The following is a 21,484-nucleotide window of genomic DNA, read 5'->3' as shown; positions in this document are numbered from 1 at the left end:
TCTCATTACCCTTACAAAAGACCGTTCGCCCGAGGCGGAGACGCCAGCGCGCGGGCGCGCGTCACTCTGGCCTTGATGAGCCCGGCGGTATCGAACAGCCAATACAGCAACTTCGCCAGCACCAGACAGGCGCCGAAAATAATGCAGAAGAACACCACGCGCGACACGAATGAGTCCACCCCTTCGCGCGCCAATACGATTATGTTGAACACCGCACCGAAGCAGAAGCCTTGCAGAATGGCCGCCTTATAGCGGTTCGGTTCGGTTTTACCCAACTCATACAGCCAGTCGAACCACTTGATGATCATGCCCACCAGAATCGCGCCGAGCGGGATAAACAGCGCGCCGCCCATCACCACCAGCGAACCGATCAGCGTCGGGGATATCGCCAGCCCGGAGTGGTTGTTCAGCACTTCCCAGGTGAAATAGTTGGCCGAGTTCAGCACCACGTCCGGCCGGCCTGGCCATAGCCAGGTTGGGATAAAGACGTAGAAATCACGCAGGATCGGCGCCAGGCCCTGGAAATCGATCTTGTCGTAATTTTGCAGCAGCAGCGCCAGATTTTCCCACGGCGAGAAAGTATCGCGGGTCAGATAAAGGAAGGTATAAAACGCTTCCGCGCCGCTGACGTCCAGGCTGTAGCGCTTCAACGCCAGCCAGAACATGCCGACCACACCGAATATGCCCGCCGCCGCCAACATCCACAGCGTGATCCAGCCGCGCACGATACCGATAAACAGGAACAGCGCGAAGGCGATGATGATATTGGCGCGGGTGCCGCCGACGATGACGTAGGTCAGAATGCCGAACGCCACCGTCGCCACCAGGAACAAGAACCAGGCGCGCAGATCCTGCCGCAGGAAATAGACCACCAGCATCGCCGGAATGAAGAAGTAGAAGAACCGTTTGAGCGCCACGCCGGACACGTCGCTGGAGAAGATCTGGCTGTAGGAATTGAGCTTGAACAGCAGGAAGCCGTTCTGCATGAAGAAGATACCCACGGTCCCGATCGCCACCAGGGCCAGCAGCACCCAGGTCATATGGGTTTCCACCCGGTTCATGGTGAACAGCGCCGCACGCGGTTGAGAGCGGCGCTTGCGCAGCCGGGTCTTGTAGGTGACGTAATAGATGGCGTAAAACGCCGTCGCCGACAGCAAGGCGTACAGCAGAAACTCCACCGGCACCACCTCGACGTCAAACTGAAACACCAGCAGACAGGTCAGCGGGAAGCCGAAATAAAACGTCAGCAAATACAGCAGCGAGAAGAAGACGTTGAAGTTAAAGCGCACGCGCCGAAACTCCTGGTAGGTCAGCGTCAGAATAAACGTCAGGCTGACCAGGTAGACGACGAACAGACCGCCGAATTGCGCCAACGTCATGAGTGCTCTCCCGCCGCCAGCGCCAGGGCTTGCTGCCAGCCATCGACATAGTTCGGATTAAAGAAGGCGATCGCCTGTTTATCCACCGCCGCCAGCTGACGCTGCGCTTCGCGCACCACCGCCTCGTCGAGCGAGTCACCGTAGAACAGCACCGGCAGGTGCTGTTCCGCCAAATCCTGCCAGAACGGGTTCTGCCGGCTGAGCACGAAAGGCACGCCAAACTGAATCAGCAGGCACAAGGTGCCTATCCCCTGCTGGCGATTGAAAATGAAATAGCCGAGATCGCAGGCGCGCAGAATATTGAGGTAGTCTTCAAATGCCACCTGCTGCGTGAGCAGCTGCAGATTTTTCTCGCCGAACAGCGGCAATCCGGCGGCACGCACCTGCTCGATGTAAGCGTCGTTATTGGCCGGATAGCCCATCGGCAGGATCACGCGCACGTCGGCGCCGAACTGCTGATGGATCGCCTGCAGTGCTTCGATATGCCGATTGCTGCGATCGCCGGAGTTGCCCACCAGAATCGTCATCGGCCCGGCCAGATTTTTCTCGACGTGAACGTCGGTCAGCGCCGGATCCATGCGGGTCGGGAAGTACAGCAGCGAAGCCGGTACCCGCGCATGGCGCTGCTGGTAGTGAATCACGTCGCCGCGGGTAGCAAATACATTCCCCACCCGCCCCTGGGCAATGCGGCGCAGCAGATAAAACAGCCTGAATTTCCAGCTTGTGGCGTCTTCGTACAGATCGGCGCCCCAAATATGCCAACTGACCTGACGCGCCTTGATCTTGCCGCTCAACAGCGCCAGCCACAGCCCCGGATTAAACTGGCCGTGTAGGAAGAAGCGCGCAGCGCGATCAGCCTGGGCGCGGGCGATCACCGCCGCCGCCAGGCTTTTCTTATCGGCGTAAGGCTCAATATTCAGGGCGGGGAAATCCCCCAGTGCCGCCACATCCTTGGCCGCCACCATAAAATGCCGCGTCTGCTCAGCCGGCAAACGCGGCGCCAGCACGTCGTTGAAGAAGCGAAGCACCGTCTGGTTATGATGCGGGATATCGGATCCCAGAACGTGAATCAGTGTGGTCATACTCGTCTACGATAAATAAGAAACACGCAGCTACAGAGCGCGAAATACACGATGTAGGTTGCCATATAGGCCTGAGCCGCCCCCAGCGCGCCGTGCTGCGGGATCAGCCAGTGCGAGAACAGCGTCAGCAGCAGAAACTGGCTGACTTCCGTCAGGATATAAAAGCGCAGCGACGCTTTAGCGATCACCAGATAGCCGAACACATAAGCCCCGACTTTCAGCACGTCACCCACCAGTTGCCAGGCAAACAGATCGCGCATGGCGACGAATTTATCCGAGAACAGCAGCCAGATAGCGAAATCGCGCAGCACCCAGACCGTAAAGCTCGCTGCCGCTACCGCCGGCAGCACGAATTTCAGCGAGCGCACGATCTCCCGCGAGATAGCGCCCTTGTCCGTCAGCCGCGACAGCGTCGGCAGCAGATAGACGGTAAACGAGGCGGTGATAAACTGCAGATAGGCATCGGAAATGCTGCTGACGCCTTGCCAGATCCCCACCTCATCCCAACCGTAATGCGCGGCCAGCAGGTTTCGCATCATGACGTAGGCCACCGGCAGCGTCACCGAGGTGATCAACGCCATGACAGTGAATTTGCCGAGGTTACCGGCCACCCGTTTGTCCCAACGCAGCGCCAAATAGCGCAGCGGCAGCGTTTTGCGCCGCCACAGCATCAGCCCGGCCGGCAGCACCACCAACGCCGGCACCAACGCCAGCCCCGCCAGCGCGCCTTCATAGCTACCCAGCTTGAAGCACAGGTAATATGCCACCACGCCGATCAGGCTGCCGCCGATCACCGCCAGCGCATTGCCCATCGCGTCGCGATAGCCTTTCAGCACCGCCATGAACAGGTTGGCGTAGGCGATGCCCATCTGAATGAAAGCGACGGCGCGCACCACGCCGACGTAATCGGCATGCCCGAACAGCCCGATGCTGATCGGTTCGGCGGCGAACAGAAACACCAGCGCCAGCAAGGTCGAAAAGCCCAGCACGATGCTCGACGCGGTACCGACCGCCAGGCGCAAACGCTGCGGATCCTGATGGTACTCCGCAACGTATTTGGTTATACCGTTAAAAATACCCGCGCCGGACAGCACGCCCAGCACGGTGATCAACTGGCGAAAGTTACCCGCCTGCCCCACGCCGCTGGGGCCAAACGCTACCGCCAGCAGTTTCACCACCAAGAGCCCCACGCCAATTTTGATCAGCGTGGAGCCGGCGGTCCATATCGATGCTTTTGCCAACGACATATCAGGCAAAGAAGCTCAGGATGGTATTGATTACCGTACGCTGATTGACATCAGACATATTGTAGAACAGCGGCAAGCGCACCAGACGCGCACTTTCCTGCGTGGTGTAACGATCTTCGCCGGCAAAGCGGCCAAACTGTTCGCCGGCCGGGCAGTCATGCAGCGGGATATAGTGGAACACGGCCATGATTTCGGCTTCCTTCAGGTAGTCGATAAAGGCCGTGCGCTCTTCGATATCACGCAGCTTGATATAGAACATGTGCGCGTTATGCACGCAGTCGGCTGGGATGCTCGGCAGTTCGATGCGGCCGGCCTTTGCCAACGACAGGAAGCTGTCGTAGTACTTCTGCCACAGTGCCAAACGGCGCTGGTTGATGCGTTCCGCCACTTCCAGCTGGCCCCACAGGTAAGCGGCCTGCAGGTCAGACATCAAATAGCTGGAACCGATGTCGCGCCAGGTATATTTATCGACCTGGCCACGGAAGAACTGGCTGCGGTTGGTGCCTTTCTCGCGGATGACTTCCGCCCGATCGATCAGGGCCGGATCGTTCACCAGCGTCGCGCCGCCTTCGCCGCCGGCGGTGTAGTTTTTGGTTTCATGGAAGCTGAAGCAGCCGATATGGCCAATGGTGCCCAATGCCTTGCCTTTGTAGGTCGACATCACACCCTGCGCGGCGTCTTCCACCACGAACAGGTTATATTTCTTCGCCAGCGCCATGATGGTATCCATCTCGCAGGCAACGCCGGCATAGTGCACTGGCACAATCGCGCGGGTTTTATCGGTGATCGCCGCTTCGATTTTGGTTTCGTCGATGTTCATGGTGTCCGGACGCAGGTCGACGAACACCACTTTGGCACCGCGCAGCACAAAGGCGTTGGCGGTTGAAACGAAGGTAAAGCTCGGCATGATCACTTCGTCACCCGGCTGAATATCCAGCAGGATGGCGGCCATTTCCAACGACGCGGTGCAGGAAGGCGTCAACAACACTTTCGCGCTGCCGAAACGCTGTTCCATCCACTGCTGGCAGCGACGGGTAAAGCCGCCGTCGCCGCACAATTTGCCGCTGCCCATGGCAGCCTGCATATATTCCAGTTCAGTGCCAACAACCGGTGGAGCGTTAAATGGAATCATGTCTACCTCTGTATAACCAGTACGCGGTGCTTTCAATCACGGCACCCTGTCGTTGATAGAGTCGTAATGCGGCGATATTGCCTGTCTGGGTCGCGACCCGCAGGCGCTGCATTCCTTGCCGCCGACATTCGGCCAGCGCCGCAGTCATCAGCCGAGTGCCAATGCCCCGGCCTGATACGCCGGGGAAAGCCGCCAGCAGGCCGATACGCATTTCCTGGCCGCCAATGTCACGCAGGCTGACAAATCCCTCTGGCCGCCCCTGTTCGTCCAGCGCCAACAGGCACTGATGATCGAAGGTGCCCAGAACGGCCTTTTCGATCCACAAAGCATAAAACCGGCCGCTGTCATCAGGTTGATACCAGGGGGTACGAAAGCGGCTGACGGTGAACGCCTGAGCCGCCGCGGTGCGCAATGCCGGGATATCGGCTTCTGCCGCCAGGCGGGACGTCTGGGCGACGAAACCCGGTTCAACCACGTGATCATGCTCAAGAGCCAGAACCAGATCGACCTCGCCCTCAACCAGGCGAAATCCCAAATCAGCCAGACCGTCCGCCAACGCAAGGTGCTGAGCGGGGACTTTGGCCTGCACCAAGGCATAAGCCGCCAGATCGGCTTCGGCAAGCGCCGGAGCCGAGGAGGAGAAGCTGAGTTTCGCGCTGTCTAGCGCGAAAAACTCGCTTTCCCACGCCAAAGGCTCAATAGTGGCGTGGACGCACATGCAGCAGATCCAACAGGTACTTACCGTAACCGGTTTTCGACAAGGCGTTGGCGGCACGTTTGAGTCCCTTGTCATCCAGCCAACCGTTGCGCCAGGCAATTTCCTCTAGACAGGCGATTTTAAAGCCCTGGCGTTTTTCTACCGTCTGCACGAAGCTGCTGGCTTCCAGCAGACTGTCGTGAGTCCCGGTGTCCAACCAGGCGAAACCGCGTCCCAACAGCTCGACGGTCAGTTCACCGCGCTCCAGATACATCTGGTTGATGCTGGTGATTTCCAGCTCGCCGCGCTCAGAAGGCTTCACCTGCTTGGCAAACTCCACCACTTGGCTATCGTAGAAGTACAGACCGGTCACCGCCCAATCGGATTTCGGTTTCTTCGGTTTCTCTTCGATCGACAGCGCACGGAAGTTGCCGTCAAACTCCACCACGCCAAAGCGTTCAGGATCCATGACCTGATAACCGAACACGGTGGCCCCTTCGGTGCGGGCCGCGACGGTTTTTAATTTCGGGCTGAAAGATTGGCCGAAGAAGATGTTATCGCCCAACACCAGGCAGCAAGAATCGCCGTTGATAAACTCCTCGCCGATCAGAAACGCCTGCGCCAGACCTTCAGGCTTAGGCTGCGCAGCGTAGCTGAGATTGACGCCGAACTGTTCGCCGTTACCCAACAAACGTTCGAAGGACGGCAGATCTTCCGGGGTCGAGATGATCAAAATGTCGCGGATCCCCGCCAGCATCAGTACCGACATCGGGTAATAGATCATCGGCTTGTCATAAATCGGCAGCAGTTGCTTGGACACGCCACGAGTGATCGGATGCAGACGCGTACCGGAACCGCCAGCCAGAATAATACCTTTCATACTTACTCCAAAAACCGCCGCGCCGCCGCAGAGCGACGCGGCGTTAAATTAATCTGACAACCCTAAACGCTCGCCGGCATAAGAACCGTCTTGCACCCGGCGCCACCAGGTTTCGTTAGCCAGGTACCAGGCTACCGTCTTGCGAATGCCGCTTTCGAAGGTTTCCTGCGGCCGCCAGCCCAACTCACGATCGATTTTGCCAGCGTCGATGGCATAACGCATGTCGTGGCCCGGGCGATCCTTCACGTAAATGATGAGATCGCGGTAGTTCGCCACGCCTTCTGGTTTGTTTGGCGCCAGTTCCTCCAGCAGATCGCAAATGGTCTGTACCACTTCGATATTCTTGCGCTCGTTGTGGCCACCAATATTGTAAGTTTCGCCCACCACGCCTTCGGTCACGACCTGATAGAGCGCACGCGCGTGATCCTCGACATACAACCAGTCACGCACCTGCGCGCCGTTGCCGTATACCGGCAGCGGTTTGCCGGCTACCGCATTCAGGATCACCAACGGAATTAACTTCTCCGGGAAGTGATAAGGACCGTAGTTATTCGAACAGTTAGTCACGAGGGTCGGCAAACCGTAGGTGCGTAACCAGGCACGCACCAGATGATCGCTCGACGCCTTGGAGGCGGAATACGGACTGCTCGGCGCATAGGGCGTGGTTTCGGTGAACAGATCGTCGGTGCCGTGCAGGTCGCCGTACACTTCGTCGGTGGAGATATGATGGAAACGGAAAGCCAGCTTCTTCTCCGCCGCCAACGGCTGCCAGTAATGGCGCGCCGCTTCCAGCATCGTGTAAGTGCCAACCACGTTAGTCTCGATAAAGGCCGCCGGGCCGTCGATAGAACGATCGACGTGGCTTTCCGCCGCCAGGTGCATCACTACATCCGGTTGATACTGGGCAAATACCCGATCCAACCCGGCGCGATCGCAGATGTCGACCTGCTCAAAAGCATAGCGCTCGCTCTCGGCCACCACCGCCAGCGACTCGAGGTTACCGGCATAGGTCAGCTTATCCACCACCACCACGCTGTCGCCGGTGGCCTCGATGATGTGCCGCACAACTGCGGAGCCAATGAAACCGGCACCACCGGTAACTAAAATACGTTTCAACGCCATACTCCTTTGGTATCAACAACCCATGTTTGTTTTACATCTTCCGGCCGGATGGCCCTGAACTGTTGGTGATCGACCAACATCACGATCACATCAGCCTGCTGCAACGCCTCGGCAATCGGCGTCAACGTCACATGGCCCGCCAGCGACTTCGGCAACTGTTCGACGTTCGGTTCCACCGCCAGCGTTTCGCCGACGTGCCATTCGGCGATCAGGTGCGCCACCTCTACCGCCGGGCTTTCACGCAAATCGTCGATATTCGGCTTGAAGGCCAGGCCGAAACAGGCAATTTTCACCTCGGACGCGCGCTTGTCGGTGGCGGCCAGGCAATCGGCCACCGCCGCTTTCACACGGTCGACCACCCACAGCGGTTTGCCGTCGTTCACCAGGCGTGCGGTGTGGATCAGGCGCGCCTGCTGCGGATTCTGCGCCACGATAAACCACGGATCGACGGCAATGCAGTGACCGCCGACGCCCGGCCCCGGCTGCAGAATATTCACCCGTGGATGGCGGTTTGCCAGGCGGATAAGCTCCCAGACGTTGATCCCCTGCTCGGCGCAAATCAGCGACAGTTCGTTGGCAAAGGCGATATTCACGTCGCGGAAGCTGTTTTCCGTCAGCTTGCACATCTCGGCGGTGCGCGAATTGGTGATCACGCATTCGCCCTCGAGGAAAATCTTGTACAGCGCGCTGGCGCGCTCCGAGCACTTCGGCGTCATGCCGCCGATCACGCGGTCGTTTTGAATCAGCTCCACCATCACCTGCCCCGGCAACACGCGCTCCGGGCAGTAGGCGATATTCACGTCCGCCGCTTCACCCGCGTGCTGCGGGAAGCTGAGATCGCTGCGCGCCTGCGCCAGCCATTCTGCCATTTGTTCGGTGGCGCCCACCGGCGAGGTGGACTCCAGGATCACCAGATCGCCTTTTTTCAGCACCGGCGCCAGCGATTTCGCCGCCGCTTCGACATAGGCCAGATCCGGCTCGTGATCGCCTTTGAACGGGGTAGGCACTGCGATCAGGAACGCATCGGCCGCCCGTGGTTTGGTCACCGCCTGCAGGAACCCGCCGTCGACGGCGTCCTTGACCACTTTATCCAGATCCGGCTCAACGATGTGGATCGCGCCGCGGTTAATGGTATCTACCGCATGTTGGTTAACATCTACACCCACCACTTTTTTCTTGCGGGAGGCAAACGCCGCCGCCGTTGGCAAGCCGATATAACCCAGGCCGATAACCGAAATAGTGTCAAAACTCATAGTTTCACCTGATGATTCTTTAAAGCTTCGAGGATACGCTGACAGGCATGCCCGTCACCGTACGGGTTGTGCGCCCGACTCATCGCGTGATATTCGCTTTCGTCCGTCAACAGCCGGGTCACCGCTTCAACAATTTTGGCCACATCGGTGCCGACCAGACGCACCGTGCCCGCATCTACCGCCTCCGGGCGTTCGGTGGTGTCGCGCATCACCAGCACCGGTTTGCCTAACGAGGGCGCCTCTTCCTGAATGCCGCCGGAATCGGTCAGGATCATGTAAGCCTGGGTCATCAAATAGACAAACGGCAGATAATCCTGCGGTTCGATCAGCATGACGTTGTCGATGCCTTTCAAAATGCGATTCACCGGCTCACTGACGTTTGGATTGAGATGCACCGGATACACCACCTGCACTTCCGGGTGATTGCTGGCGATCTCCGCCAGCGCGCTGCAAATCCGCTCAAAGCCGCCGCCAAAGCTTTCGCGGCGATGGCCGGTGACCAAGATCAGTTTCTTGTCGGCGTCGAGGAACGGGTAACGCTGTGCCAGGCCCGCGCGCAGCGCAGCATCACTCATCACACGGTCGCGCACCCAGAACAGCGCGTCGATTACCGTATTGCCGGTCACGAAAATGCGGTTGTCCGGCAGCAGCTCGCGCAACAGGTTTTGGCGCGAGTTCTCGGTTGGCGCGAAATGGTACATCGCCAGATGGCCGGTCAGTTTGCGGTTGGCCTCTTCCGGCCAGGGAGAATACAGATTGCCGGTGCGCAGCCCGGCCTCGACATGCCCAACGGGGATGCGTTGATAGAACGCCGCCAGGCTGGTCGCCAGCGTGGTAGTGGTATCGCCGTGCACCAGCACCACATCCGGTTTGAAGTCTTCCAGCACCCCTTTCAACCCTTCCAGGATGCGACAGGTGATTTCCGTTAGCCCCTGGCCGGGTTTCATGATGTTCAGATCGTAATCCGGCGTGATCTCAAACAACCGCAATACCTGATCCAACATCTCACGATGCTGTGCCGTTACGCAGACTCTTGCGTCAAAGGCCTCATCCTGGGCCAGTGCATGTACCAGCGGCGCCATTTTAATGGCTTCAGGTCTGGTGCCGAAAACAGTCAACACTTTCACAGCGAATCTCTTTTGGTCGGTTAATCGCAGGCACCGCCTGCGAATGGGGAGCTCACGCGCCTGCATCAGATTATTATATTATTTTTTAACTACGCGGCCGACGCGCCAAGGCAACACCCGCGCCAACCAAAGCGCCCATCGCGCCCCACAGAATCAGCCAGAATACCCGGCGTGGGCTGTCACGTTTTACCGGCTCTTCCGGCGTGCGCAAATAACGATAGGTCTGGAACTTCTCATCCAACGTCGGGCCAACGTTCAGCGTCGCCAGCATCGCGCGGTTCTGATCGTAATCCAGATCGTAGGTCGGGCCGGAGGCCTGCAGGCCTTCCAGACGTGCCTGCAGCATTGGCCGGCCCAGCAGGAACAGATCCGAATCCGGCAGTTGCTCGGCCGGCGTGTCGGTTTGCGTGCGGCTAATCCCCTGGCTTTCAGCGATTTTCAGCGCCTGCTGCGTGGTATTCAGCTCGCGCTTGTAAACCGACTCTGCCACCGCTTCCTGACGCTTGACCTGCGCCTTCATCGAGGTGGTGCGAGCGGCCCATGCCCCTTGGATCTCTTCGTTCAGGTGCAGAGCAGCACGGTGGCTGGCGAAAGCCACGTATTGACGCAGCAGGCGGTTGGCGTCCGCGGCGGTTTCCGCCGTCAGCTTCACGCCGTCGTTCGGGACTTTTTTGTCGTCACGCGGCGTGAACAGGATGTTGTTGATCAGCTCGTCGAGCAGCGCCGCATCGGCGCGGGCATCCCCTTCCTGACGTTGCTTGTAATAATCACTCTGCAGCCAGAAATCGCGACGCGTATCGTAAGCCGCCAGTTGCATGATGAACTCATTGTACGCTTCATCCGCGATGCTCGGCTGATCGCCCGCCGTCGCCGGCAACGTGCGCACATCCAGATTGCGCAGGAACTGTTGCTGGGAGTAGTAACCGCCCAGCGCATTCACCGTGGGTTTGTCGGTGATTGCGGTCGCGCTCCATTCTTGCTTAACCAGATAAGAGACGATCAGCGCGACCGCCGCGAACAGCACCGCAATGCCGATTATCCACGGTTTGCCGCGCCACAGGGTGCAGCACAGGCCGCGGATATCGAGTTCGTTATCCACCGCCGGGGTATGCTTGTCAGACGTTGTTTCTGGATTCATCACAGCCAAAAAGCCTCTGGTCTCTGGTTAAGGTACTTGCTTGTTATCGCCCGAACGCCGCAGCCGGCGCTTGATACGCTTAATGTACCGCGCAACCCGCCAGGCGCGCTTGATGCAGTAACCGTACAGGAAGAAAGCAAGCAAGAATAATGCCAACATAACCCACTCAGGGATAAAAGTCAGGCGTTCGCCGATCACGCCCACCGCCGCCAGCAATGCGGCCGCCAGGGTGATCAATACGAAAGCCTGCCGTGGCGTAAAGCCGGCGCGCATGATCAGGTGGTGAATATGTTGACGATCGGGAGAGAAGGGGCTCATCCCCTTGCGTAAACGACGATACATGATTGCTATCATGTCCATCAGCGGAATAGCGATGATCCACAGCGCAGTCACCGGGTTAATCGAGTGTGCCTTGCCCTGCGAGCTTTGCAACAGCAGCCAAATGGCGGTAAAGCCGATCAGGGTACTGCCGGCATCCCCCATGAACACCTTATAACGGCGGCCGAGGATGCCGAGGTTGAGCAAAATATAGGGAACGATGGTGGCGATCATCGCAAAGCACCAGAACGCCATCTCATGGTGACCGCTCAGGTACAGCAACAGACCCAGCGCGCCGAAGGAAACGCATGACAGCCCACCCAGCAGGCCATCAATGCCATCGACCATGTTGAAGGCGTTGATCGCCGCCCATACCGCGAACAGCGTCACCAAATAGCCGAACGGCCCCAGCAACATCTCCCAGTCGCCCAGCACATGGCCGAAGCTGCGCAGATACAGACCGGCGAACACCATCATGGCGATGCCGACCAACGCCTGCACCAGGGCGCGGATCTTAACGCTGATGTCAAAACGATCGTCAAGCGCGCCCACAAACACCAGAATGCCGGCGCAGGTGAGGTAAAGCTTGGCGTGCGCGATAGGCTGTTCGGAGATCCAAAATGCGAAGCACAATCCGGCATAAACGGAAATACCGCCGACCAGAGGAATCAGCCCCTGATGGCGTTTGCGATAATTGGGTTTATCTACCAGACCAATACGTTTTGCCGCCTTGCGGGCAACAAAGAGAAAAGCCAAAGAAAACAGGAAAACAAATAGAATTTCAGTACTCATAGTGAGTAAGTTCACAGTTAACAGATCTCTGTAGAAGATAAGGCAGCTTACCACGGGCAATAGCTTGTGCCATCGGCCCCCGCCACCTTTCGGTCATTTCCTATGACAACGGTGATTCATGCCTATTTTCTTCGCATCGGCTGACAAAACGACAGCAGCAAAGCCGACCGACGCAACGCCGACCGACAAACAAGATGAATTCTCAATAAGTCGAGGAAACAACTTACTTTTCCATTACTGCTACTTATCGTATCCGCCAAAAGCGAAAAACGCCACGACTAGGCGTGGCGTTCAGCGAATTTTTTAACGAATTATGAGCGTTTCATCATATCGAAGAATTCATCGTTGGTTTTAGTCATCGCCAACTTATTAATGAGGAACTCCATCGCGTCAATCTCACCCATCGGGTGAATGATTTTGCGCAGGATCCACATTTTTTGCAGCTCTTCGGAGGTGGTGAGCAGCTCTTCTTTACGGGTACCGGAGCGGTTGTAATCGATCGCCGGGAATACGCGTTTCTCGGCGATTTTACGCGCCAAGTGCAATTCCATGTTGCCGGTACCTTTAAATTCTTCGTAGATCACTTCGTCCATCTTCGAACCGGTATCAACCAGCGCGGTCGCGATGATGGTCAGGCTGCCGCCCTCTTCCACGTTACGTGCCGCACCGAAGAAACGCTTCGGACGATGCAGGGCGTTGGCGTCCACACCACCGGTCAGCACCTTACCGGAAGCCGGTACCACGGTGTTGTAGGCACGCGCCAGACGGGTGATAGAGTCAAGCAGAATGATCACGTCTTTCTTGTGCTCAACCAGGCGTTTGGCCTTCTCGATTACCATTTCGGCCACTTGCACGTGGCGCGAAGCCGGTTCGTCGAAGGTCGATGCGATCACTTCACCTTTCACCAGGCGCTGCATCTCGGTCACTTCTTCCGGACGTTCGTCGATCAGCAGCACCATCAGCACGCAGTCTGGGTGGTTGTAAGCGATACTCTGCGCAATGTTCTGCAGCAGCATGGTTTTACCGGCTTTCGGCGGTGCCACGATCAGGCCACGCTGGCCGCGGCCAATCGGTGCCGCCAGGTCCAGTACGCGCGCCGTCAGGTCTTCGGTCGAGCCGTTGCCGCGCTCCATCCGCAGACGGGAATTGGCGTGCAGCGGCGTCAAGTTCTCGAACAGGATCTTGCTGCGGGCGTTTTCCGGCTTGTCGTAGTTGACTTCGTTGACTTTCAACAGGGCAAAATAGCGCTCGCCTTCTTTTGGCGGACGAATCTTACCGGAAATGGTGTCACCTGTGCGGAGGTTGAAGCGGCGGATTTGGCTAGGGGATACATAGATGTCGTCGGGACCGGCGAGGTAGGAACTGTCTCCAGAGCGGAGGAAACCGAATCCATCCTGCAATATCTCGAGCACGCCGTCGCCGAAGATATCTTCTCCGCTTTTCGCATGTTGCTTCAGAATGGAGAAGATAATGTCCTGCTTGCGCATGCGGGCAAGGTTTTCCAGCCCCATATTTTCGCCGAGAGTAATCAGCTCAGAAACCGGCGTATTCTTTAATTCGGTAAGATTCATAGTGGTGGGTTCTTAAACTCGGGGTATGTCTCGAACTTGTATCGTGAATGGTATGGCAGCGAGATGCGTGCCTGTTTACTGGACGTTCGATCACCGGGCGCAGAGCCGTCGCGGTAAGAAATGGCTTACATCGGGCGCACGCATTGACGGTTGAAGATCGAAGGTACCTTAAAAATGATTTTTGCAAAACCGTTTGATTGCCAAAACACGGGCTGAGTTCAGTTTACTTTCAACGCCAGTGGTTCGACACAGAGTATAGCTTTAGATTCAAACTCTTTAGATTTAAAACTTCGGGCAAGTTCTATATGCAGTGTGGTTAAACTTAACACGCTTCTTGGCAGGCGTCTAGCGGTGAATTGAACATCACCGCCAGGCACCTGATACTGGGCTTCCCGCTCGATTACAGATTCGCGTTCAGGAAATCTTTGAGCTGACCTTTAGACAACGCGCCAACCTTGGTCGCGGCCACTTCACCGTTCTTGAACAGCAACAGCGTAGGGATGCCACGGATACCGTACTTAGGCGCGGTAGCCGGGTTCTGATCGATATTCAGCTTGGTGATGGTCAGTTTGCCTTCGAACTCTTCGGCAATCTCATCCAGAATCGGAGCAATCATCTTGCACGGCCCACACCATTCAGCCCAGAAATCGACCAGGATCGGCCCTTCCGCATTCAGCACATCGGCTTCGAAGCTGCTGTCAGTCAGGTGAATAATTTTATCGCTCATGTTCTACTCCACAGGATTATGTCTACCTTGTTGGTGTAGCATTAACCAACTCAAGGTGATTTTATTGCACCGCGTTTATTTCAACGGATGTGCTTTCGTAAAGCAATAGTTAGCTGATATTCTACCACACTATGAGCAAAACACACTTGACCGAACAGAAGTTTTCCGACTTCGCCCTGCACCCGTTAGTCCTTGAAGCCCTTGAGAAAAAAGGGTTTCACAATTGCACGCCTATCCAGGCGTTAGCATTGCCGCTCACGCTCTCCGGGCGTGACGTTGCAGGTCAGGCGCAAACCGGTACCGGAAAGACGCTGGCGTTTTTGGCGTCTACTTTTCACTATTTGCTGACTCACCCGGCGAAACAGGATCGCCAGACCAATCAGCCGCGCGCCTTGATCATGGCGCCTACGCGTGAACTGGCGGTGCAAATCCACTCCGATGCTGAAGCGCTCTCCCAGAGCACCGGCCTCAAACTGGGCCTGGCCTACGGCGGCGACGGCTACGACAAACAGCTGAAAGTGCTGGAAAGCGGCGTGGACATTCTGATTGGCACCACCGGCCGTTTAATCGATTACACCAAGCAGAACTATGTCGATCTCGGCGCGATGCAGGTTGTCGTGCTGGATGAAGCCGATCGCATGTACGATCTTGGCTTTATCAAAGACATCCGTTGGCTGTTCCGCCGTATGCCTACGGCCGATCAACGCCTGAACATGCTGTTCTCCGCTACCCTGTCCTATCGCGTACGCGAATTGGCCTTCGAGCAGATGAACAACGCCGAATATGTTGAAGTGGAACCGGAACAGAAAACCGGCCACCGCATTAAAGAAGAGCTGTTCTACCCGTCCAACGAAGAAAAAATGCGTCTGCTGCAGACGCTGATCGAAGAAGAGTGGCCGGATCGCGCCATCATCTTCGCCAACACCAAGCACCGCTGCGAAGACATCTGGGGCCATCTGGCCGCCGACGGTCACCGCGTCGGCCTGCTGACCGGTGACGTGGCGCAGAAAAAACGCCTGCGCATCCTCGACGATTTCACCAAGGGCAACCTGGATATCCTGGTCGCCACCGACGTCGCCGCGCGCGGTCTGCACATTCCCGCCGTCACGCACGTCTTCAACTACGATCTGCCTGACGACTGCGAAGACTACGTGCACCGCATCGGCCGTACCGGCCGAGCAGGCGCCAGCGGCCACTCCATCAGCCTGGCGTGTGAAGAGTACGCGCTCAACCTGCCGGCGATCGAGACCTATATCGACCACAGCATTCCGGTGAGCAAGTACAACAGCGATGCGCTGCTGACCGATCTGCCGGCGCCGAAGCGCCTGTCGCGTCCGCGCGGCGGCAACGGCCCACGTCGCAACTCCGCGCCTCGTCGCGGCGGCGCGCCGCGCAGCAACCGTAAACGCCCGAGCTGATCGCCATGCTCAGCTCCAGCACGCTTTATGCTGCCATCGACCTCGGCTCCAACAGCTTCCACATGTTGGTGGTGCGCGAGGTAGCCGGCAGCATTCAGACTCTGGCGCGGATCAAGCGCAAGGTGCGCCTGGCGGCCGGGCTGGATCAGCACAATCACCTGTCGCATGAGGCCATGCAGCGCGGCTGGCAGTGTCTGCGGCTGTTCTCTGAACGCCTGCAGGACATTCCGCGCGAGCAGATCCGCGTCGTCGCCACCGCCACGCTGCGCCTGGCGTCCAACGCCGATGAGTTCCTGCAGGTCGCCGAGCAAATCCTCGGCTGCCCGGTGCAGGTGATCAGCGGCGAAGAAGAGGCACGGCTGATTTATCACGGCGTCGCGCACACCACCGGCGGGCCGGATCAGCGGCTGGTCGTCGACATCGGCGGCGGCAGCACCGAACTGGTCACCGGCACCGGCGCACAGGCATCGCAGCTGTATAGCCTGTCGATGGGCTGCGTTACCTGGCTGGAGCGCTACTTCAGCGACCGCAACCTCGGGCAAGAAAACTTCGAGCGCGCCGAACAGGCCGCGCGCGAAATGGTGCGGCCGATCGCACCGCAGCTGCGCCAGCAAGGTTGGCAGATCTGCGTCGGCGCTTCCGGCACCGTGCAAGCGCTGCAGGAGATCATGGTGGCGCAAGGCATGGATGAACGCATCACCCTGCCCAAGCTGCGCCAGTTGAAACAGCGTGCCATTCAGTGCGGCAAGCTGGAAGAGCTGGAGATCGAAGGGTTGACGCTGGAGCGCGCGCTGGTCTTCCCGAGCGGCCTGTCCATTCTGCTGGCCATTTTCCAGGAGCTCGGCATCGAGAGCATGATGCTGGCCGGCGGAGCGCTGCGTGAAGGCCTGGTTTACGGCATGCTGCATCTGCCGGTGGAGCAGGATATTCGCATCCGCACCATCCGCAACCTGCAGCGCCGTTACCTGATCGATACCGAGCAGGCCGAACGCGTGAGCCAGCTCGCCGCCAATTTCTCGCAGCAGGTCGCCAACGAATGGCAGTTGGACGCACGATGTCGCGAGCTATTGCACAGCGCCAGCCTGATCCACGAACTCGGCCTCAGCGTCGATTTCAAGCAGGCGCCGCAACACGCCGCCTACCTGATCCGCCATCTGGACTTACCCGGCTTTACCCCGGCGCAGAAAAAACTGCTGGCCACCCTGCTGCAAAACCAGAGCAACCCTCTCGACCTGTCGCTGTTGAACCAGCAAAACGCCCTGCCGCCGCGCACCGCGCAGCGTCTGTGCCGCATTTTGCGCCTGGCGATCATCTTCGCCAGCCGCCGCCGCGACGACACGCTGCCGGCGGTGCGTTTACGCGCCAATCAGGACGATGAACTGACGGTGATTTTGCCGCCGGGGTGGCTGGAACAGCATCCGCTGCGCGCCGAGGCGCTGGAGCAGGAAAGCCACTGGCAGAGCTACGTCCACTGGACGCTGCGGTTGGAAGAACAACGTTGAAATGACCAGGGCGCGATGAGCGCCCTGTCTTTTTAATTCCCGCCTTTGGCCTTGGCCAGCTGGGCGCGGATATTGGCCAGATGGCTCTGCCCTTTCTGCATCCGCTCCTGCGGGCTTACCACTTTGCGCTCGGTTTCCCACGCCAAATCGTCCTGCGGCAACTCCAGCAGGAAGCGGCTCGGCTCCGGCCGCACCAGCTCACCGTACTGACGGCGCTCGCGGCACAGGGTGAAGATCAGCTCTTTTTGCGCGCGGGTGATCCCCACATAGGCCAGACGCCGCTCTTCGTCGACATTGTCTTCGTCAATGCTGCTCTGGTGCGGCAGCAGGCCCTCTTCCATGCCCACCAGGAACACGTAAGGGAACTCCAGCCCCTTGGAGGCGTGCAGCGTCATCAGCTGTACCTGATCCAGTTCTTCTTCGCTTTCGCCGCGCTCCATCATGTCGCGCAGGGTGAAGCGCGTCACCACCTGGGTCAGCGTCATCGGCTCGTCCAAATCGTTGCCTTCCAGCATCTCCGTCATCCAACCGAACAGCGTGTTGACGTTCTTCATCCGCATTTCGGCGGCCTTCGGGCTGGTCGAGGTTTCAAACAGCCAGCTTTCATAATCCACGCCGCGGATCAGATCGCGCACCGCCGCCACCGGCTCACGCTCCGCCTGTTGAGCGATGCCGCCCAGCCAATGGGTGAAGCGCTGCAACGATTCCAGCCCGCGCCCGGTCAAGTGCTGGCTCAGCCCCAGATCGAAACTGGCGTGGAATAAACTCTTATTGCGCTGGTTGGCCCATTCGCCGAGCTTCTGCAGCGTCGCCGGGCCGATCTCGCGCTTGGGGGTATTGACGATGCGCAGGAAGGCGCTGTCGTCCTCCGGGTTGGTCAGCACGCGCAGGTAGGCCAGCAGATCCTTGATCTCGGGGCGCGAGAAGAACGAGGTGCCGCCGGAAATCTTGTACGGAATGCGGTTCTGCATCAGCATCTTTTCAAACACCCGCGACTGGTGGTTGCCGCGGTACAGGATCGCATAGTCGCCGTAGTTGGTCTTTTTCACGAAGTGGTGGGCGATCAGCTCCCCCACCACCCGCTCGGCTTCGTGCTCCTCGTTGTTGGCGGTCACCACTTTCAGCTCTTCGCCATACCCCAGCTCGGAAAACAGCCGTTTTTCAAACACGTGCGGGTTATTGGCGATCAGGATATTGGCCGCCTTCAGAATGCGCTCGCTGGAACGGTAGTTTTGCTCCAGTTTGATCACCTGCAGCGCCGGGAAATCCTCCTTCAGCAGCACCAAGTTCTGCGGCCGCGCGCCGCGCCAGGAGTAGATCGACTGGTCATCGTCACCCACCACGGTAAAGCGCGCGCGGTTGCCCACTAACAGCTTCACCAGCTCGTACTGGCTGGTGTTGGTATCCTGGTATTCATCCACCAGCAGGTAGCGGATGCGCTGCTGCCAGCGTTCGCGCACCTCTTCGTTGCGTTGCAACAGCAGCGTTGGCAACAGGATCAGGTCGTCGAAGTCCAGCACGTTGCACGCCCGCATATGGGCGTGGTACAGGCCGTAGCAGTGGGCGAACAGCTTGTCGCGCTCCGAGCGCGCCAGCTCCGCCGCCCGCTGGGGATCGATCAGGTCGTTTTTCCAGTTGGAGATGGTCGAAATCAGCTGCGCCACCAGCGTTTTATCGCTTTCCAGCCACTTTTCGGTCAGCTCTTTCAACAGCGCCAGCTGATCCTGGTCATCGAACAGCGAGAAGTTGGATTTCATCCCCAACGCCACGTATTCCCGCTTGATGATCTCCAGCCCCAGGGTATGGAAGGTGGAAATCATCAGCCCGCGCGCCTCTTTGCGCCCCAGGGTTTGCGACACGCGCTCTTTCATCTCGCGCGCGGCCTTGTTGGTAAAGGTCACGGCGGCGATGTGCCGCGCCTGGTAGCCGCAGTGGTGGATCAGGTGGGCTATCTTGTTGGTGATAACGCGCGTCTTGCCGGAACCGGCACCGGCCAACACCAGGCAGGGCCCGGTAACGAATTCGACGGCTTGTTGTTGGCTGGGGTTTAATCGCATGGTGCTGGCTTGCTCGGCTGTAAAACGTGGAAGGGAATTGTAGCAGAAAGCGCCGACGAGATTTAGCGGGTATAATCAGCGCAATTTTCGCATCGACAAAGGCAATACCATGGCAAAAACGGCGTGCGCCCTGCACATTCTGGTAGACAATGAAAAGCTGGCCAACGAGCTGCTGGCCAAGCTGAAGCGCGGCGTCAGCTTCGACACGCTGGCGCGCAAATACTCGAGCTGCCCGTCAAAACGCAACGGCGGCTCGCTGGGCGAGTTCAACAAAGGCGCGATGGTGCCGGCGTTCGATAAAGCGGTGTTCAGCATCCCGCTGCTCAAACCTTACGGCCCGGTCAAAACCCAGTTCGGTTACCACATCATCAAGGTGCTGTACCGCAACTGAGGGGGCCTGAGCCCCCCTGCGGCGAATTACTGCGCGCTGGCGTCCGTCGCCGGCGCTGCCACCGCGGCGTCGGCCGGCTTGGCGTCTTCCGTCACCACCGCCGGCGCCGGCATCATGATGCCGTCATAGGTTTCCTGCAGCTGCTTCATGCTCATTTCCGGCTCGCCCTTCGGCTGCATCAGCACTAGCGTCGCCTCCTGAGAAAGCTGCAGCTTCAGCGCCTGATTCAGCGTCTCCAGCGTCAGGCTGGACAGGAACTCCTGGCGCAGCTTCTGATACAGCTCCGGCGCGATATCCACCACCCCGCTCTGTTGCGAGCGCAGACGCTGGCTCATCAGCACATCGGTGTCGGTACGGGCGTAGGTCGCGAACAGCTTGCTCAGCTGATCGTTTTTCTGCGCCAGCAGCGCATCGAATTCTTCTTTCGACAGGCCGTTGTCACGCACGTTGGCCAGCTCGCGGGCAATAAAGCCCAGGCTGCCGTTCAGATTGTTGTTCGGCGTATCCAGATGAATGGCGCACTGCCCTCGTTGATACTGCACGCGGCAGTCAAAGCCCAGATGCAGGCTCTTCTGTTCGCTTTTTTCCAGCGTCTGCTGGAGATGCCAGAACAGCGCCTCGCGGGCGAGATCGCCACGCCAGTAACGAAGCAGGCTCTGCGAATCGCGAATCGGGTGCCACGGCGAATCCCACATGATCGACAGCGTATCCTGTTTCACCTGCTCGCTGATCAGGCTCACCGGCTGCTGCGGCAGCGGTGTCAGCGTCGGCATCGGGGCCGGGGTTTCACGTTTGCCTTGCAGCGGCGAGAACGCCTTGTTGATCTGCTCGCCCAGGCTGCGGCTGTCAACCTTGCCGACCACGAACAGCGTCATGGCATCCGGGGTATACCACTGTTGGTAGAATTTCTTCAGCTGCTCGAGGTTGACCGGCCGTTTTGCCGGCTGCGCCGGATCGTGCGCCAGCAGCGTCGAGCCTTTCAGGCGGTAACGCCACCAGACGTCTTGGGTATTAGGCGGGAAAGTGCCGACCGGATTGATGCTGGAATTCATCACCGCATGCACCGTATGCTCGTCGATCGCCAATTTGCCGGTGGTATCTGCCAGCCAGGCCAGCGCTTCTTTCAGCAGGTCGGGCCGGTTGTTCGGCAGACTGAGGTTATACATGGTGAAATCATACGAGATGATAGCCGGCGGCAGCGGCCGCTCGTTGTCCACGCTCTGCTGCCACAGGGCGCGCAGCTGCGGGGCCGTGAAGCTTTCGCTACGCGCCAACGCCAGCCGCGGCAGCAGATGGGCAAAGCCGGTCTGCTGAGAAGACTCCACCAAAGAGCCGGTATTGACGATCAGCCGCAGTTCAACGCGGTCACTCGGCCGCTGCGGCGTATCGAGAATCTGCCATGAAAACCCGTTGGCCAACGCCCCCTGCTGCCAGGCAGGGTCGGGTTGTAGTGCTTCAGCCTGCACGCTGCTACTGGCTGCAGCCAATAGCAACCCACCAACTATAAGATGAATTCTGGTGCCCTGCATGTGAACCCCTACTTAATGACTATCCAATTTCTTATGCAAATGCGTGTATTCCATTCAATGGAATCATAAAAATACGCCCTGAGTTTCACGGTGGGGCGGAAAGCAGAAAGTGTACCACCGTG

At 58.5% G+C, this 21,484-nt stretch carries 18 protein-coding genes; 3 read left to right on the top strand and 15 right to left on the bottom strand.

Annotated features, from left to right (window positions below; translation table 11 throughout):
- Positions 1-11: 11 nt before the first annotated feature.
- The 13 genes from wzyE to trxA all read right to left on the bottom strand — a co-directional run bounded on the left by wzyE (position 12) and on the right by trxA (position 14,465).
- Positions 12-1,379 (bottom strand): ECA oligosaccharide polymerase, encoded by a 1,368-nt coding sequence (gene wzyE, locus GUC32_RS00740; RefSeq protein ID WP_043142238.1) that lies wholly within the window; start codon positions 1,377-1,379, stop codon positions 12-14.
- Entirely contained in the window at positions 1,376-2,461 is a 1,086-nt protein-coding gene (locus tag GUC32_RS00735; protein WP_060448382.1) for a TDP-N-acetylfucosamine:lipid II N-acetylfucosaminyltransferase, read from the bottom strand. The genes wzyE and GUC32_RS00735 overlap by 4 nt, the downstream gene beginning before the upstream one ends.
- Positions 2,458-3,708 carry a lipid III flippase WzxE gene (wzxE, locus tag GUC32_RS00730; RefSeq protein ID WP_369435485.1) on the bottom strand — a complete coding sequence of 417 codons (1,251 nt, stop codon included), beginning with the start codon at positions 3,706-3,708 and terminating at the stop codon, positions 2,458-2,460. Before wzxE ends, GUC32_RS00735 begins: the two co-directional genes overlap by 4 nt.
- Before the next feature lies 1 nt (position 3,709).
- On the bottom strand, positions 3,710-4,840 hold the full coding sequence (gene rffA / locus GUC32_RS00725; RefSeq protein ID WP_049203642.1) for a dTDP-4-amino-4,6-dideoxygalactose transaminase: 1,131 nt from the start codon (positions 4,838-4,840) through the stop codon (positions 3,710-3,712).
- A complete protein-coding gene (rffC, locus tag GUC32_RS00720) occupies positions 4,827-5,558 on the bottom strand; it encodes a dTDP-4-amino-4,6-dideoxy-D-galactose acyltransferase (protein ID WP_043142245.1) in 732 nt (243 codons plus the stop codon). The genes rffA and rffC overlap by 14 nt, the downstream gene beginning before the upstream one ends.
- Positions 5,536-6,417, bottom strand: a complete 882-nt coding sequence (gene rfbA, locus GUC32_RS00715; RefSeq protein WP_043142249.1) for a glucose-1-phosphate thymidylyltransferase RfbA — start codon at positions 6,415-6,417, stop codon at positions 5,536-5,538. The genes rffC and rfbA overlap by 23 nt, the downstream gene beginning before the upstream one ends.
- Before the next feature lie 48 nt (positions 6,418-6,465).
- Positions 6,466-7,539: a dTDP-glucose 4,6-dehydratase gene (gene rffG, locus GUC32_RS00710; protein ID WP_187181939.1), complete on the bottom strand. Its 1,074-nt coding sequence runs from the start codon at positions 7,537-7,539 to the stop codon at positions 6,466-6,468.
- Positions 7,530-8,792, bottom strand: a complete 1,263-nt coding sequence (gene wecC, locus GUC32_RS00705) for a UDP-N-acetyl-D-mannosamine dehydrogenase (RefSeq protein WP_049203647.1) — start codon at positions 8,790-8,792, stop codon at positions 7,530-7,532. The genes rffG and wecC overlap by 10 nt, the downstream gene beginning before the upstream one ends.
- Positions 8,789-9,919 (bottom strand): non-hydrolyzing UDP-N-acetylglucosamine 2-epimerase, encoded by a 1,131-nt coding sequence (gene wecB, locus GUC32_RS00700; RefSeq protein ID WP_043142254.1) that lies wholly within the window; start codon positions 9,917-9,919, stop codon positions 8,789-8,791. Before wecB ends, wecC begins: the two co-directional genes overlap by 4 nt.
- A gap of 85 nt (positions 9,920-10,004) precedes the next feature.
- Positions 10,005-11,057, bottom strand: coding sequence for an ECA polysaccharide chain length modulation protein (gene wzzE / locus GUC32_RS00695; protein ID WP_033631474.1), 1,053 nt, complete (start codon positions 11,055-11,057; stop codon positions 10,005-10,007).
- A gap of 27 nt (positions 11,058-11,084) precedes the next feature.
- Positions 11,085-12,182 (bottom strand): UDP-N-acetylglucosamine--undecaprenyl-phosphate N-acetylglucosaminephosphotransferase, encoded by a 1,098-nt coding sequence (gene wecA, locus GUC32_RS00690; RefSeq protein WP_025304855.1) that lies wholly within the window; start codon positions 12,180-12,182, stop codon positions 11,085-11,087.
- A 296-nt stretch (positions 12,183-12,478) separates the two neighbouring features.
- Positions 12,479-13,738, bottom strand: a complete 1,260-nt coding sequence (gene rho, locus GUC32_RS00685) for a transcription termination factor Rho (protein WP_004934188.1) — start codon at positions 13,736-13,738, stop codon at positions 12,479-12,481.
- 400 nt (positions 13,739-14,138) lie between these two features.
- The gene (gene trxA / locus GUC32_RS00680; RefSeq protein WP_025304854.1) at positions 14,139-14,465 is read right to left on the bottom strand and encodes a thioredoxin TrxA; all 327 of its coding nucleotides are present in this window, start codon (positions 14,463-14,465) and stop codon (positions 14,139-14,141) included.
- Between the two features lie 131 nt (positions 14,466-14,596).
- Here trxA and rhlB point away from each other — a divergent pair, with 131 nt between their 5' ends.
- Positions 14,597-15,883 carry an ATP-dependent RNA helicase RhlB gene (rhlB, locus tag GUC32_RS00675; RefSeq protein WP_025304853.1) on the top strand — a complete coding sequence of 429 codons (1,287 nt, stop codon included), beginning with the start codon at positions 14,597-14,599 and terminating at the stop codon, positions 15,881-15,883.
- A gap of 5 nt (positions 15,884-15,888) precedes the next feature.
- Entirely contained in the window at positions 15,889-17,385 is a 1,497-nt protein-coding gene (gene ppx / locus GUC32_RS00670; RefSeq protein ID WP_043142260.1) for an exopolyphosphatase, read from the top strand.
- 32 nt (positions 17,386-17,417) lie between these two features.
- On the opposite strand, the gene rep is transcribed toward ppx, so the two are convergent.
- Positions 17,418-19,442: a DNA helicase Rep gene (gene rep / locus GUC32_RS00665; RefSeq protein WP_043142264.1), complete on the bottom strand. Its 2,025-nt coding sequence runs from the start codon at positions 19,440-19,442 to the stop codon at positions 17,418-17,420.
- 109 nt (positions 19,443-19,551) lie between these two features.
- Here rep and ppiC point away from each other — a divergent pair, with 109 nt between their 5' ends.
- Positions 19,552-19,833: a peptidylprolyl isomerase PpiC gene (gene ppiC, locus GUC32_RS00660; RefSeq protein ID WP_004934175.1), complete on the top strand. Its 282-nt coding sequence runs from the start codon at positions 19,552-19,554 to the stop codon at positions 19,831-19,833.
- A 26-nt stretch (positions 19,834-19,859) separates the two neighbouring features.
- Here ppiC and GUC32_RS00655 read toward each other — a convergent pair whose 3' ends face one another.
- Positions 19,860-21,362, bottom strand: a complete 1,503-nt coding sequence (locus GUC32_RS00655) for a pitrilysin family protein (protein WP_164100153.1) — start codon at positions 21,360-21,362, stop codon at positions 19,860-19,862.
- Positions 21,363-21,484: the final 122 nt, after the last annotated feature.

This window comes from Serratia sp. NGAS9, from assembly GCF_009905295.1.
Classification (GTDB): Bacteria; Pseudomonadota; Gammaproteobacteria; order Enterobacterales; family Enterobacteriaceae; genus Serratia; species Serratia bockelmannii.
Note: the sequence above shows the minus strand (reverse complement) of the source record. Positions and strands in the feature narration are given on the sequence as shown.

Coding starts and splice junctions, on each gene's coding strand:
- wzyE (WP_043142238.1), bottom strand. CDS start 1,379: ATGACGTTGGCGCAATTCGGCGGTCTGTTCGTCGTCTACCTGGTCAGC.
- GUC32_RS00735 (WP_060448382.1), bottom strand. CDS start 2,461: ATGACCACACTGATTCACGTTCTGGGATCCGATATCCCGCATCATAAC.
- wzxE (WP_369435485.1), bottom strand. CDS start 3,708: ATGTCGTTGGCAAAAGCATCGATATGGACCGCCGGCTCCACGCTGATC.
- rffA (WP_049203642.1), bottom strand. CDS start 4,840: ATGATTCCATTTAACGCTCCACCGGTTGTTGGCACTGAACTGGAATAT.
- rffC (WP_043142245.1), bottom strand. CDS start 5,558: ATGTGCGTCCACGCCACTATTGAGCCTTTGGCGTGGGAAAGCGAGTTT.
- rfbA (WP_043142249.1), bottom strand. CDS start 6,417: ATGAAAGGTATTATTCTGGCTGGCGGTTCCGGTACGCGTCTGCATCCG.
- rffG (WP_187181939.1), bottom strand. CDS start 7,539: ATGGCGTTGAAACGTATTTTAGTTACCGGTGGTGCCGGTTTCATTGGC.
- wecC (WP_049203647.1), bottom strand. CDS start 8,792: ATGAGTTTTGACACTATTTCGGTTATCGGCCTGGGTTATATCGGCTTG.
- wzzE (WP_033631474.1), bottom strand. CDS start 11,057: ATGAATCCAGAAACAACGTCTGACAAGCATACCCCGGCGGTGGATAAC.
- rho (WP_004934188.1), bottom strand. CDS start 13,738: ATGAATCTTACCGAATTAAAGAATACGCCGGTTTCTGAGCTGATTACT.
- trxA (WP_025304854.1), bottom strand. CDS start 14,465: ATGAGCGATAAAATTATTCACCTGACTGACAGCAGCTTCGAAGCCGAT.
- rhlB (WP_025304853.1), top strand. CDS start 14,597: ATGAGCAAAACACACTTGACCGAACAGAAGTTTTCCGACTTCGCCCTG.
- ppx (WP_043142260.1), top strand. CDS start 15,889: ATGCTCAGCTCCAGCACGCTTTATGCTGCCATCGACCTCGGCTCCAAC.
- rep (WP_043142264.1), bottom strand. CDS start 19,442: ATGCGATTAAACCCCAGCCAACAACAAGCCGTCGAATTCGTTACCGGG.
- ppiC (WP_004934175.1), top strand. CDS start 19,552: ATGGCAAAAACGGCGTGCGCCCTGCACATTCTGGTAGACAATGAAAAG.
- GUC32_RS00655 (WP_164100153.1), bottom strand. CDS start 21,362: ATGCAGGGCACCAGAATTCATCTTATAGTTGGTGGGTTGCTATTGGCT.